This is a genomic window from Sphingomonas mangrovi, from assembly GCF_047975845.1.
Classification (GTDB): domain Bacteria; phylum Pseudomonadota; class Alphaproteobacteria; order Sphingomonadales; family Sphingomonadaceae; genus Sphingomonas.
Window position 1 is genome coordinate 22,936 of sequence record NZ_JBIUCZ010000025.1, and the last position, 12,352, is coordinate 35,287.

General features: G+C 69.9%; 13 protein-coding genes. 7 read left to right on the forward strand and 6 right to left on the reverse strand.

The features are described from left to right. Positions 1-11: 11 nt before the first annotated feature. On the forward strand, positions 12-332 hold the full coding sequence (trxA, locus tag ACBY01_RS12340) for a thioredoxin TrxA (protein ID WP_416461175.1): 321 nt from the start codon (positions 12-14) through the stop codon (positions 330-332). A 42-nt stretch (positions 333-374) separates the two neighbouring features. Here the strand turns inward: trxA and ACBY01_RS12345 are convergent, their stop codons facing one another. The 5 genes from ACBY01_RS12345 to aroQ all read right to left on the reverse strand — a co-directional run bounded on the left by ACBY01_RS12345 (position 375) and on the right by aroQ (position 4,712). After that, positions 375-1,943 (reverse strand): phospholipase D-like domain-containing protein, encoded by a 1,569-nt coding sequence (locus ACBY01_RS12345; protein ID WP_416461177.1) that lies wholly within the window; start codon positions 1,941-1,943, stop codon positions 375-377. 4 nt (positions 1,944-1,947) lie between these two features. Continuing rightward, positions 1,948-2,292: an arsenate reductase (glutaredoxin) gene (arsC, locus tag ACBY01_RS12350; protein ID WP_416461178.1), complete on the reverse strand. Its 345-nt coding sequence runs from the start codon at positions 2,290-2,292 to the stop codon at positions 1,948-1,950. A gap of 91 nt (positions 2,293-2,383) precedes the next feature. Continuing rightward, positions 2,384-3,739, reverse strand: coding sequence for an acetyl-CoA carboxylase biotin carboxylase subunit (accC, locus tag ACBY01_RS12355; RefSeq protein ID WP_416461208.1), 1,356 nt, complete (start codon positions 3,737-3,739; stop codon positions 2,384-2,386). Between the two features lie 4 nt (positions 3,740-3,743). Further along, positions 3,744-4,247, reverse strand: coding sequence for an acetyl-CoA carboxylase biotin carboxyl carrier protein (gene accB, locus ACBY01_RS12360; protein ID WP_416461179.1), 504 nt, complete (start codon positions 4,245-4,247; stop codon positions 3,744-3,746). Positions 4,248-4,277: 30 nt separating this feature from the next. Beyond that, positions 4,278-4,712 carry a type II 3-dehydroquinate dehydratase gene (gene aroQ, locus ACBY01_RS12365; protein WP_416461181.1) on the reverse strand — a complete coding sequence of 145 codons (435 nt, stop codon included), beginning with the start codon at positions 4,710-4,712 and terminating at the stop codon, positions 4,278-4,280. A gap of 118 nt (positions 4,713-4,830) precedes the next feature. Between aroQ and thiS the strand changes: the two genes are divergently transcribed. Both thiS and ACBY01_RS12375 read left to right on the forward strand, forming a co-directional pair. Continuing rightward, a complete protein-coding gene (gene thiS / locus ACBY01_RS12370) occupies positions 4,831-5,835 on the forward strand; it encodes a sulfur carrier protein ThiS (protein ID WP_416461182.1) in 1,005 nt (334 codons plus the stop codon). A gap of 100 nt (positions 5,836-5,935) precedes the next feature. Further along, positions 5,936-6,106, forward strand: coding sequence for a CsbD family protein (locus ACBY01_RS12375; protein ID WP_416461183.1), 171 nt, complete (start codon positions 5,936-5,938; stop codon positions 6,104-6,106). 311 nt (positions 6,107-6,417) lie between these two features. On the opposite strand, the gene ACBY01_RS12380 is transcribed toward ACBY01_RS12375, so the two are convergent. Then, complete coding sequence (locus tag ACBY01_RS12380; RefSeq protein ID WP_416461184.1) at positions 6,418-8,064, reverse strand: thiamine pyrophosphate-binding protein; 1,647 nt, start codon at positions 8,062-8,064, stop codon at positions 6,418-6,420. Positions 8,065-8,156: 92 nt separating this feature from the next. Here ACBY01_RS12380 and ACBY01_RS12385 point away from each other — a divergent pair, with 92 nt between their 5' ends. The 4 genes from ACBY01_RS12385 to leuC all read left to right on the forward strand — a co-directional run bounded on the left by ACBY01_RS12385 (position 8,157) and on the right by leuC (position 12,351). Then, on the forward strand, positions 8,157-8,864 hold the full coding sequence (locus ACBY01_RS12385) for a CoA transferase subunit A (RefSeq protein WP_416461185.1): 708 nt from the start codon (positions 8,157-8,159) through the stop codon (positions 8,862-8,864). Beyond that, the gene (locus ACBY01_RS12390; protein WP_416461186.1) at positions 8,861-10,030 is read left to right on the forward strand and encodes an HAD family acid phosphatase; all 1,170 of its coding nucleotides are present in this window, start codon (positions 8,861-8,863) and stop codon (positions 10,028-10,030) included. The genes ACBY01_RS12385 and ACBY01_RS12390 overlap by 4 nt, the downstream gene beginning before the upstream one ends. A 2-nt stretch (positions 10,031-10,032) precedes the next feature. Then, a complete protein-coding gene (locus ACBY01_RS12395) occupies positions 10,033-10,668 on the forward strand; it encodes a CoA transferase subunit B (RefSeq protein WP_416461187.1) in 636 nt (211 codons plus the stop codon). 246 nt (positions 10,669-10,914) lie between these two features. Beyond that, the gene (gene leuC, locus ACBY01_RS12400; RefSeq protein WP_416461188.1) at positions 10,915-12,351 is read left to right on the forward strand and encodes a 3-isopropylmalate dehydratase large subunit; all 1,437 of its coding nucleotides are present in this window, start codon (positions 10,915-10,917) and stop codon (positions 12,349-12,351) included. Position 12,352 lies beyond the last annotated feature (1 nt).

The window sequence follows — 12,352 nt, forward strand, 5'->3', positions numbered from 1 at the left end:
AGGAGAAACTCATGGCGACCAAGGCGATCACCGATTCCAGCTTCCAGGCAGATGTCCTCGATGCGGACAAGCCGGTGCTGGTGGATTTCTGGGCGGAGTGGTGCGGCCCGTGCAAGATGATCGGCCCGTCGCTCGAGGAGATTTCGGACGAACTCGGCGAGGAAGTGACGATCGCCAAGCTCAACATCGACGAGAACCCCGACGCGCCGGGCAAGTACGGCGTGCGCGGCATCCCGACGATGATCCTGTTCAAGAACGGCCAGCCCGCAGCGACCAAGGTCGGCGCGGCACCCAAGGGCCAGATCAAGGGCTGGCTCCAGGGCGAGCTCTGATCCGAACCGGACGCGTAGGCGGGGCCGGCCCCGCCCGCGCGATCATTCCTGCGGCGGGCTCTTGGGCCGGCGCAGCAGCACCGCGGCGAGCAGGCCGCCCACCGCCGTCGCCGCGACCGCGCCCACGGCATAGACCGCCACCGGCGCCGGCGTTTTCTTGCCCGGCCGCAGCCGGCGCAGCAGCCCGCGGTGGGACAGCGCCTCGAACATCTCGCCGGGGCCTTCGGGGTCGAGCACCTCGTTGTCGGCGAGCCACTTCTCGACCTCGTTGAGGTCCGGCGTCTCGTAGGCGCGCAGCCGCCGCCCGCTGGCCGGGCTGAGCGCCTCGATCGTCGCGATCAGCGAACCCGTCTCCGCCAGCCGCTCCGCCACCGTTTCTGGTGTCGTGTCGCAGTGCTCGGCGATCAGCGCGTGCGCGACATGGGCGATCGCGCTGCCGGCGCGGCTGTTGGCCGGGCGCGTCGAATCGATCGTGACGTCGCACTCGGTGTCGAGCCGCATCGAGCGGTTGTTGAAGTTGGACGATCCCACCCGCAGGATCTCGCCGTCGATCACCGTCACCTTGGCGTGGATGTAGATCGCCTCGCCCGCCTCGTTCTCGGCATGGTAGACGCGGAAGCGGCCGTGGCGGTCGCGCCGGCGCAGCGTCTCGACCAGCCGCGCCCGCGCCGTGTCCATCGCGATCGGCTCCAGCCAGCCCTGCGCGCTGACGGGGTTGACGATCACCACCTCGGGCCCGTCGGGCTCGTCGAGGCGGCGGGCGATCGCCTCGGCGATGCGGCGCGAGGCGAAATACTGGCTCTCGGCATAGATCCAGCGTTCCGCGCGCGCGATCAGGTCCAGGTACAGCGCCTCGATCTCGCGGATCGGTTCGTGGCCGGGCATTTCGGGCGAGGACCGCGAGATCGCGACCTCGACGTCGGTGAACTGCGCCTCCAGCTCGTCGGGCCACGACGGCGCGGTCTCGCTCGGCTCCGGCAGGGTGCCGCCGCCGGCGAGTTCCCAGCGCGTGCGGCACAGCTCGCCCAGCGCCTTGGCGACCGGCCCGGCGAGCGCGGTGGTGGCGTCGTGCCACGGGCCATAGGGCGTGCCGTCGGGCTCGATCCGCGCGGGCTCGTCGGCGCGATGCCCGCTGGTGTCCCAGCGGTCGGCGGTCATGTCGATCCCGCCGCAGAACGCAACGCAGTCATCGATCACGACGATCTTCTGGTGGTGCGAGGCGGCGGGCGGGTGGAAGGCGTCGAGCTTGGCGGTGATCCGCGGATGCGCCATCCAGCGCAGCAGGGTGAGGACGGTGGTGCCGCGGAACAGCGCCTTAAGCGCGCCGGTGTCCCAGCGCAGGATGTGGACGTGCAGCCCGCGCTGCGCCTCGACCAGCCATTCGAGGAACGAGCCGACGCGGGCGGGCGCCTCGTCCTCCTCCTCGGTCACCAGCTTGATGCGGCCGTCGAAGTCCCAGCCGATCAGCAGCAGCTGCTGCTCGGCCTTGCGCATTGCAGCGCGCGCCAGCCGGAAATAGGCGTCGGCATCGACGACGACGGCGGCGCGGCTGGCCTTTTCGATCCGCCAGCAATTGCGTCCGGGTTCGAGCGCGGGAGTCGCCTTGGCCATCGGCTCAGAGGATCCCGCGGACCGCTTCGGGTGGACGGCCGAGCCGTACGCCCTTGGCCGTTTCGACCAGCGGCCGCTCGATCAGAATGGGGTGGGCCGCCATCGCGTCCAGGATCGCGTCGTCGGAGGCGTCCGCCAGCCCCAGCTCCTTGGCGACCGCCTCGCCGCGGCGCAGGCCCTCGCCCGGCGACAGGCCCGCACGGGCGTAGAGCGCAGCGAGTTCGTCGCGGCTCGGCGGCACCTTGAGGTATTCGCGCACGGTCACCTCGACGCCGGGTGCCGCCTCCAGCAGCGCGAGCGTCTCGCGCGACTTGGAGCAGCGCGGATTGTGCCAGATGGTCGCCTTCAACGCGGTCTCTCCTGCGATTGCGGGAACGGGGCGGGGGAGACGATCGACGGGGCCGGCGGCGGAGAACGGTCGCCCGCGCCGGCCCCGCGCGTCATGCGGCCGGCTGCTTCGCCAGCCACTCCTCCAGCCATTTGATCGTGTACGCGCCGTCCCGGAACTCGGGATCGTCGAGCAGCGCCTGGTGGAGCGGAATGGTGGTCTTCATCCCCTCGATCACGAACTCCTCGAGCGCGCGCTGGAGCCGCAGCAGGCAGCCCTCGCGCGTGCGGCCGTAGACGATCAGCTTGGCGATCATGCTGTCGTAATAGGGCGGCACCTTGTAGCCGGCGTAGAGCCCGCTATCGACGCGGACGTGCATCCCGCCGGGCACGTGATAGGCCGCGACCTTGCCCGGAGACGGCGTGAAGGTCCGCGGGTCCTCGGCGTTGATGCGGCATTCGATCGCGTGGCCGCGGAACTCGATCTCGTCCTGCGCGACCGACAGCGGATGGCCCTCGGCGACGCGGATCTGCTCGCGCACGAGGTCGACGCCGGTGATCATCTCCGTCACCGGATGCTCCACCTGCAGGCGGGTGTTCATCTCGATGAAGTAGAACTCGCCGTCTTCCCACAGGAACTCGATCGTGCCGGCGCCGCGATAGCCCATGTCGGCCATCGCCTTGGCGACGATCCCGCCCATGCGGTTGCGCTCCTCGGCCGACAGGATCGGCGAGGGAGCCTCCTCCAGCACCTTCTGGTGGCGGCGCTGGAGCGAGCAGTCGCGCTCCCCCAGATGGATGGCATTGCCGTTGCCGTCGCCGAACACCTGGAACTCGATGTGGCGCGGGTTGCCGAGGTACTTTTCCATGTAGACGGTGGCGTCGCCGAACGCCGCCTTCGCCTCGGTGCCCGCCTGCTGCATCAGCGTTTCGAGCTGGTCGGGGCTGGTGCACACCTTCATGCCGCGACCGCCGCCGCCGGACGCCGCCTTGATGATGACCGGATAGCCGATCCGTTCGGCCAGCGCCTTGGCCTCGGCCACGTCGGTGATCGCGCCGTCGGAGCCGGGCACCAGCGGCAGCCCGAGCGCGCCGGCGGTGCGCTTGGCCTCCACCTTGTCGCCCATCGTGCGGATGTGCTCGGGCTTCGGCCCGACGAAGATCAGATTGTGCGATTCGACGATCTCGGCGAACTTGGCGTTTTCCGACAGGAAGCCGTAGCCCGGGTGGATCGCATCCGCGCCCGTCACCTCGGCCGCCGAGATGATGTTGGGGATGTTGAGGTAGCTGTCGGTCGCGGACGGCGGCCCGATGCACACCGCCTCGTCCGCCAGCCGGACGTGCATCGCGTCGGCGTCGGCGGTCGAATGGACCGCCACCGTCTTGATCCCCATCTCGTGGCAGGCGCGGTGGATCCGCAGCGCGATCTCGCCGCGATTGGCGATCAGCAGCTTCTTGATCTCGGGCACGGGCTTACTCAACGACGACGAGCGGCTGGTCGAACTCGACGGGCTGGCCGTTGGAGACGAGCACCGCGGTGACCGTGCCGGCGGCGGACGCCTGGATCGGGTTCATCACCTTCATCGCCTCGATGATCACCAGCGTGTCGCCGGCGGCGACCTTCTGGCCGACCGATACGAACGGCTTGGCGCCGGGCTCGGCCGCCAGATAGACGGTGCCGACCATCGGCGACTTGACCGCATCGGCGCTCGCGGTCGGGGCGGAGCCGCCGGCCTCGGCGGGGGCGACGGCGGGCGAGGCGGGGGCCGCCATCGGCGCGGCGGGTGCCGGCGCATAGCCCTGCGGCATCGCCATCGGCGCGGGAGCGATCGGGGCCGCTTTGCGCGCGACTCGAACCTTGCGGCTGCCGTCCTCGACCTCGATCTCGGTCAGCTGGGTCTGGTCCAGCACGTCCGCGAGCTGGCGGACCAGTTCGATGTCGATCGCCATGGTGGCGGGTTGCGTATCTTCTGCCATTCGACCCCCAAGGGAAAAACCGGGCTCCTGTCAGATGCGCGCGGCCGCTTCAAGCGCCAGCAGATAGGAAAGCGCGCCGAAACCGGCGATGGTTCCCTTCGCCGCCTGTCCGATCAGGCTGGTGTGGCGGAAGGACTCGCGCCGGTGCGGGTTCGACAGATGCACCTCGATCACCGGCGTCGTCACCGATTTGATCGCGTCGTGCAGCGCCACCGACGTGTGGGTGAAGCCGCCGGCGTTGAGCAGCACCGCCTTCGCCCGTTGGGCCTGGGCCTCGTGCAGCCAGTCGATCAGATGGCCTTCGTGGTTCGACTGGCGCAGGTCGATCTCCAGGTCGAGCTCGCGGGCGCGGTCCTCCAGCATGCCGGCGATATCGTCGAGCGTGTCGGAGCCATAGATCTCGGGCTCGCGAAGCCCCAGCAGGTTGAGGTTGGGACCGTTGAGGACGAAGACGCTGTCCGCCATGCGCTGCCTTTCGGTTGCGGGCCGGCTTGCCGGCACCCTATATGCGCCGGCCATAGCCCCGAGCGTCGAACGAAGTCGAGACGCGGCGCGGACCCGACGACAGCCAAGGCGAATCCGAATGCACAACGACGGCACCATCACGATCATCGTCAACGGCGAGCACAAGCGCGTCCGCGCCGGCCAGACCATCGCCGAACTGGCCGCCGAGATCGGGCTGGTGCCGGAAAAGGTCGCGGTCGAGCGCAACTTGGAGGTGGTGCCCCGCTCGACGCTGCACGAAGCCAAGCTCCACGACGGCGACGAGCTGGAGATCGTCCACTTCGTCGGCGGCGGCGACCATGCCGTGGCGATCGACGAGGATCGCTGGGAAGTCGCCGGCACGCGCTTCCGCTCGCGCCTGATCGTCGGCACGGGCAAGTACAAGGACATGGCGCAGAACGCCGCCGCGGTCGAAGCGTCGGGCGCGGAGATCGTCACCGTCGCCGTGCGCCGGGTGAACGTGACCGACCCGAACGCGCCGATGCTGACCGACTATGTCGACCCCAAGAAGATCACCTATCTTCCCAACACGGCCGGCTGCTTCACCGCCGAAGACGCGATCCGCACGCTGCGGCTGGCGCGCGAGGCGGGCGGCTGGGATCTGGTGAAGCTGGAGGTGCTGGGCGAGGCGCGCACCCTCTATCCCGACATGGTCGAGACGCTGCGCGCGACCGAGGTGCTGGCCAAGGAAGGCTTCAAGCCGATGGTCTATTGCGTCGACGATCCCATCGCCGCCAAGCGGCTGGAGGATGTCGGCGCAGTCGCGATCATGCCGCTGGGCGCGCCGATCGGATCGGGCCTGGGCATCCAGAACAAGGTGACGATCCGCCTGATCGTCGAGGGCGCGAAGGTGCCGGTGCTGGTCGACGCCGGCGTCGGCACCGCATCGGACGCGGCTGCGGCGATGGAGCTCGGTTGCGACGGCGTGCTGATGAACACCGCCATTGCCGAGGCCAAGGACCCGATCCTGATGGCGCAGGCGATGCGCGCGGCGGTGGAGGCGGGGCGGCTCGCCTATCGTGCCGGCCGCATGGGCAAGCGCCGCTACGCCGACCCGTCGAGCCCTCTCGCCGGACTGATCTAGCGCAATCGCGCGGAACCGCGCCGCGCATCGGTCGTTTTATTCCCGAAGGCTGAACGGCGCGCGCTTCCGCGCTGCCGCAGCCGGGACGAGGAGACCGATCATGGGTGAACTCACCGACAAGATCAAAGGCAACGTCAACGAGGCCGTCGGCAAGGTCAAGCAGCAGAGCAACGACCCCGCGACCCGCGACGAGGGTACCGTTCAGGAGGGCAAGGGCAAGGCCCAGCAGCTCGCCGGCAAGGTGAAGGGCGCCCTGGGCGACGACATCTAAACGAGTTCCGCGAGAGCGGAGGCATAAGGGCCGTCCCGGGAAACCGGGGCGGCCTTTTGTATGGGCGGGGCAGGGGGCGCCGGAGCGTTTACCCCGCGATCCGTCATCCTGACGGAAGTCAGGATCCATTCGCGCAACGACGGAGCAGGCATGCCGCCCGATTAGCAGCACACCCTGCGCGCCCCAAGCGCCGCCGTGCCCCCGCGCAGGCGGGGGCCCAGAGTTCCACAGAACAGCGCGCTTTGGGGCCCCGCAACCCTGGGCTCCCGCTTGCGCGGGAGCACGAAGAGCGCCGCGCCGCCGCCGAACCCTCAAAGCCCCGACAGCAGCGCCCCCGGCGTGATCACCTCGATGTCGGTCTTGAGGTGCAGCAGCCGAACTCCGCCCGCCGCGAGCGCCCGGTCGAGCGCCGGCGCGAAAGCGTCGGTCGCCTCCACCGTCTCCGCCCAGCAGCCATAGGCCCGCGCCAGTGCGGCGAAGTCGGGATTGGCGAGCGCAGTGCCGCTCGTGCGGCGCGGATAGGCGCGCTCCTGGTGCATGCGGATCGTCCCGTATCCGCCGTTGTCGACCAGCAGCACCAGCAGCTCGGCGCCGGTTTGCACTGCAGTCGCCAGTTCCTGGCCGTTCATCAGGAAGTCGCCGTCGCCCGCGATCGCGACCGCCAGTTTGTTCGGGCAGCGCAGCGCCGCCGCGACCGCCGCGGGCACGCCATAGCCCATCGCCCCCGCGGTCGGGGCGAGCTGGCTGCCCGACCAGCCAGAGTGCCAGTAGCGGTGCCACCAGCTCGAGAAATTGCCCGCACCGTTGCAGAGGATCGCATCCTCCGGCGACAACCGCTCGCGCATCGCCGCGACGCACGGACCGAGGTCGAGCGTCACGCCCTCGCGTGGCTTGGGGCTGGACCATTCGAGCCATTCGGCATGCGCTTCGGCGCCCGACGGATGCGGCGTTCCGGGGAAGTCTGCGCGGGCGCACATGGCGGCGAACGCGAACACCCCGGCGTGGATCGCCAGGTCGGCGCGATAGGCGCGGTTCAGTTCCTCCGCCTCGGGGTGGATGTGGATCAGGACCTGGCCGGGGTGGTCGGGCGTGATCAGCGTATAGCCGTCGGTCGTCGCCTCCCCCAGCCGCGCGCCGACCGCCAGGATCAGGTCGGCGTCGCGGATGCGCTGCGCCAGCTTGGGATTGGGGCCGTAGCCGAGGTTGCCCGCCCATGCCGGGGAGGTGTTGGCGATCGCGTCCTGCCGCCGGAACGCCCCGGCGACCGGGATGCCCCAGTTTTTCGCGAAGCAGTCGAATGCGGCGCCGGTCGCGCGGTCCCAGCCTGCGCCGCCGACGATCGCGACCGGGCGTTCGGCCGCACGCAGCCGCTCGAACAGCGGCACGAAGTCCTTCGGGTCCAGCGCGACGGGGAGGGGTGCCGGCAGCGACCGGTCGACCGCCTCGACCTGCTCGACCAGCATGTCCTCTGGCAGCGCGATCACCACCGGTCCGGGGCGGCCGCTGGTGGCGACGGTCCAGGCGCGGGCGATATATTCGGGAATCCGGCGCGCGTCCTCGATCCGTGTCGCCCATTTGGCGAGCGGCGCGAACATCGCCGGCAGGTCGACCTCCTGGAACGCCTCGCGATCGCGGGTGCCGCGGTCGATGTCGCCGACGAACAGCAGCAACGGGATCGAGTCTTGCCGCGCGACGTGCACGCCGATCGAGGCGTTGGTCGCGCCCGGGCCGCGAGTCACGAAGCATACGCCCGGCCGCCCGGTCAGCGCGCCGTCGGCGCAGGCCATGAACGCGGCACCGCCCTCCTGCCGGCAGGTGACGAGATCGATCGCCGGCACGTCGTGCAGCGCGTCGAGCACGGCGAGGAAGCTCTCCCCCGGCACCTGGAAGATGCGGTCGCATCCGTGGGCCAGGAGGTTGTCGACAAGGATGCGTCCGCCGCTGCGCGTCTGGGTCATGGCGCGCACGCTATCGCCGGCCGCGCGCCGCCGCCAGTCCGCTTGACCCTGCCGCCCGGCACACCCTATCGACGGCGCGAAGAGAGGTGCCGATGAACAAGCTCTACCCCGATGCCGCTTCGGCGCTCGACGGGCTGCTCCGCGACGACATGCTGATCTGCGCCGGCGGCTTCGGCCTGTGCGGCATTCCGGAACGGCTGATCGACGCGATCGAGGCGTCCGGCGTCGCCGGCCTCACCATCGCCAGCAACAACGCCGGCATCGATGGCGTGGGCTTGGGCAAGCTGCTGCGTTCGCGCCAGGTGAAGAAGATGATCTCGTCCTACGTCGGCGAGAACAAGGAGTTCGAGCGCCAGTATCTCGCCGGCGAGCTGGAGGTCGAGTTCTGCCCGCAGGGCACGCTCGCCGAACGCTGCCGCGCGGGCGGGGCCGGCATCCCCGGCTTCTACACCAAGACCGGCGTCGGCACCCAGGTCGCCGAGGGCAAGGAGGTCAAGACCTTCGACGGCGAGGACTATATCCTCGAGCGCGGCATCCGCGCCGACCTGTCGATCGTCAAGGGATGGAAGGCCGACGAGGCCGGCAACCTGATGTTCCGCAAGACGGCGCGCAACTTCAACCAGCCGATGGCGACCGCCGGCCGCATCTGCGTCGCCGAGGTCGAGGAAGTGGTGCCGGTCGGCAGCCTAGATCCCGATGCGATCCACCTGCCGGGCATCTATGTGAAGCGCATGATCGTCGGCAGTCCCTACGACAAGCAGATCGAGTTCCGCACCGTGCGCGAGCGGCCGACGGCATGATCGGACGGCGTCCGGCAGGGCGAGTCGCGTTCGGCGGCGTGGCGGCGATCGCGCTGCTGCTGCCCGGCTGCGTCGCCGCGGTGCCGGTGGGTGCCGCCGCGGTGATCGGCAGGAGCGTGGTCTCGCGCGACGGCGACGAGGCCGACAAGCAGGCGCGCAAGGCGGCGCGCCGGCAGGCCAAGGCCGAGCGGCGCGAGGCGAAACGTGCCGCCAAGCGCGCGGCGAAGCAAGGGGTGCCCACCGGTACTCCTGGCATGACGATCGTGTCCGGCCCGCTGCCGCCGCCCACCGCCGCCGACATCCGCGCGCCGATGCCGGTCCCCGGCCAGGCGCGGCCCGGCGCGCCGGCGGTGTCGGCGCCGGTCCCGGCGGGCATGCAGTATCTCTATGGCTCGGGCGAGGCGGCGGCGCTGTCGGCGCAGGCGTATCGCGCGCTCGCCCAGCAGATCCGGATCAACGCCGACTATCGCCAGGCGGGGATCGCCGCGATCTCGGTCGCGCTCGCGCCGGGCTCGACGCTCGCGGCGCCGCGCTTCGCCGAGTGCGGTGCCAAGCCGCTGGCGGTGGTGCTCGACATCGACGAGACCGTGCTGCTCAACCTCGGCTACGAAGCGGACGAGGCGGCGCGCGGCCTGTCCTACGACGACGCGCGCTGGCGTCGCTGGGAAGCGACCGGCACCGGCCAGGTCGATGCCGTTCCCGGCGCGGTCGAGGCGCTCAGTGCCGCGCGGAAAGCCGGCGTGACGCCGGTGTTCGTCTCCAACCGCAGCGCTGCCAACGCCGCCGCCACCGCCCGTGCGCTCGAAGGCGCCGGGCTCGGCAAGGCGGTGCCTGGCGACACGCTGCTGCTGCGGCCGGAAGGGAGCGGCAGCGACAAGGACTCGCGTCGCGCGCAGGTCACTGCCAAATACTGCGTGGTGGCGCTCGTCGGCGACCAGCTCGGCGATTTCAGCGACCTGTTCTCCGATCCCGACCTCACCCCCGCCCAGCGCCGCGCCGCCGCGGTCGGCGAGCAGTTCCGGCTGCTGTGGGGCGCGGGCTGGTTCCTGCTTCCCAACCCCGTCTACGGCAGCGGGCTGAAGGGCGGCGTCGCGGACGTCTTCCCCGCCAACCGCCGCTGGACCGATCCCGCTGCCGCCGTCGCGGCCGGCATGCCCAAGGAGTAGTCATGGCCTGGACCCGCGACGAAATGGCGGCGCGCGCCGCCCGCGAGCTGCAAGACGGTTTCTACGTCAACCTCGGCATCGGCATCCCGACGCTGGTGGCGAACCACATTCCGGCGGGCGTGGAGGTGACGCTCCAGTCGGAGAACGGGATGCTCGGCATCGGCCCGTTCCCCTACGAGGGCGACGAGGACCCCGACCTCATCAACGCCGGCAAGCAGACCATCTCCGAACTGCCGCAGTCGGTCTATTTCGGCTCCGAGCAGAGCTTCGCGATGATCCGCGGCGGGCACATCGACCTGACCGTGCTCGGTGCGATGGAGGTCAGCCAGGACGGCGACATTGCCAACTGGATGATCCCGGGCAAGATGATCAAGGGCATGGGCGGCGCGATGGACCTGGTCGCCGGCGTCAAGAAGATCATCGTCGTGATGGAGCACACGTCCAAGCACGGCGAGCCCAAGTTCCTGCCCGAATGCACACTGCCGCTCACCGGCCGCAACGTGGTCGACATGATCATCACCGACCTCGCCGTCTTCCAGCGGCCGGATCACCAGAGCCCCTTCCGGCTGGTCGAATGCGCGCCGGGGGTGACCTCAGAGGAAGTGCGGGCGAAGACCGCCGCGGCGTACGAGGAGTAGGGCGGGCACTTCCGCTTAACCCACCCTCGTCATGCTGACGGAAGTCAGCATCCATTCGCGCAACGCCAAAGGTACGAGCGGAGCGGCAATGGATCCTGACCTTCGTCAGGATGACGAACAGAGTGGTTGGAGTCCGAGGCGGCGCCACCACTTCCCTTACTCTATAGAAGCGCGGGCGCATTCGAGACGGGTACGATCCTTGCTCCGAGCCTTGCATCCACGCAAGAAACTGTTAGTCGCGCGACAATGGCTAGCCGTCCTCTCACCCTGTATGAAAAGATCTGGGCCGATCATGTCGTGGAGCGCCGCGACGACGGCACCTGCCTCGTCTACATCGACCGGCACCTCGTCCACGAAGTGACCAGCCCGCAGGCGTTCGCCGGCCTGCGCGCCGCCGGCCGTCCGGTGCGTCGCCCCGACCTCACCCTCGCGGTGCCCGACCACAATCTTCCGACCACGGCGCGCGTCGATGCCGAGGGCAACCGCCTGCCGATCGCCGACCCCGCCGGCGCAAGCCAGCTTGCCGCGTTGGAGCGCAACGCGCCCGAGTTCGGCGTGCGCTACATCGATGCGGTTGCGGCCGAGCAGGGTATCGTCCATGTCGTGGGGCCGGAACAGGGCTTCACCCTGCCGGGCACGACGCTGGTGTGCGGCGACAGCCATACCTCGGCGCATGGCGCGCTCGGCGCGCTGGCGTTCGGTATCGGCACCAGCGAGGTCGAGCATGTGCTCGCGACGCAGACGCTGCTGCTGAAACCGTCGAAGACGATGGAGGTGCGGATCGACGGCGCGCTCGGCTTCGGCGTGACGGCAAAGGACGTGGCGCTGGCGATCGTCGGCCAGCTGGGCGCGGCGGGCGGCACCGGCTATGTGCTCGAATATACCGGCAGCGTTATCCGCGACCTGTCGATCGAGGGGCGACTCACGGTCGCCAACATGTCGATCGAGGCGGGCGCCCGCTCCGGCCTGATCGCACCGGACGACAAGACCTTTGCCTATCTCAAGGGCCGGCCAATGGCACCGAGGGGTGCGGACTGGGACCAGGCGGTCGCCTATTGGCGCAGCCTCGCGACCGATGCGGGCGCGCAGTATGATGCGACCGTGGTGATCGATGCGGCCGACATCTCGCCGTCGCTCACCTGGGGCACCAGCCCCGAGGATGTGGTGTCGATCACCGGGGCGGTGCCCGACCCCGACAGCTTCGCCGATCCGGCCAAGCGCACCGCCGCCCGCAAGTCGCTCGACTATATGGGGCTGGAGCCCGGCACGCGGATGGAGGACATCCCGGTCGAGAACATCTTCATCGGCAGTTGCACCAACAGCCGCATCGAGGACCTGCGCGCCGCCGCCGACGTGCTGCGCGGCCGCCACATCGCGGCCGGCGTGCGCCAGGCGCTGGTGGTGCCTGGCTCCGGGCTCGTCAAGCGCCAGGCCGAGGCCGAGGGGCTTGACCAGATCTTTACCGACGCGGGTTTTGAATGGCGCGAGCCGGGCTGCTCGATGTGCCTGGGCATGAATCCGGATCGTGTGCCCGCCGGCGAGCGTTGTGCCTCTACGTCGAACCGCAATTTCGTGGGACGACAGGGGCCGGGGGCGCGCACGCATCTGGTGTCGCCGGTGATGGCGGCGGCGGCGGCGGTGACGGGTCGGCTGACCGATGTACGAAACCTGATGGGGGAATGAG

Coding starts and splice junctions, on each gene's coding strand:
- trxA (WP_416461175.1), top strand. CDS start 12: ATGGCGACCAAGGCGATCACCGATTCCAGCTTCCAGGCAGATGTCCTC.
- ACBY01_RS12345 (WP_416461177.1), bottom strand. CDS start 1,943: ATGGCCAAGGCGACTCCCGCGCTCGAACCCGGACGCAATTGCTGGCGG.
- aroQ (WP_416461181.1), bottom strand. CDS start 4,712: ATGGCGGACAGCGTCTTCGTCCTCAACGGTCCCAACCTCAACCTGCTG.
- ACBY01_RS12385 (WP_416461185.1), top strand. CDS start 8,157: ATGAACAAGCTCTACCCCGATGCCGCTTCGGCGCTCGACGGGCTGCTC.
- accB (WP_416461179.1), bottom strand. CDS start 4,247: ATGGCAGAAGATACGCAACCCGCCACCATGGCGATCGACATCGAACTG.
- leuC (WP_416461188.1), top strand. CDS start 10,915: ATGGCTAGCCGTCCTCTCACCCTGTATGAAAAGATCTGGGCCGATCAT.
- ACBY01_RS12390 (WP_416461186.1), top strand. CDS start 8,861: ATGATCGGACGGCGTCCGGCAGGGCGAGTCGCGTTCGGCGGCGTGGCG.
- thiS (WP_416461182.1), top strand. CDS start 4,831: ATGCACAACGACGGCACCATCACGATCATCGTCAACGGCGAGCACAAG.
- ACBY01_RS12375 (WP_416461183.1), top strand. CDS start 5,936: ATGGGTGAACTCACCGACAAGATCAAAGGCAACGTCAACGAGGCCGTC.
- ACBY01_RS12395 (WP_416461187.1), top strand. CDS start 10,033: ATGGCCTGGACCCGCGACGAAATGGCGGCGCGCGCCGCCCGCGAGCTG.
- ACBY01_RS12380 (WP_416461184.1), bottom strand. CDS start 8,064: ATGACCCAGACGCGCAGCGGCGGACGCATCCTTGTCGACAACCTCCTG.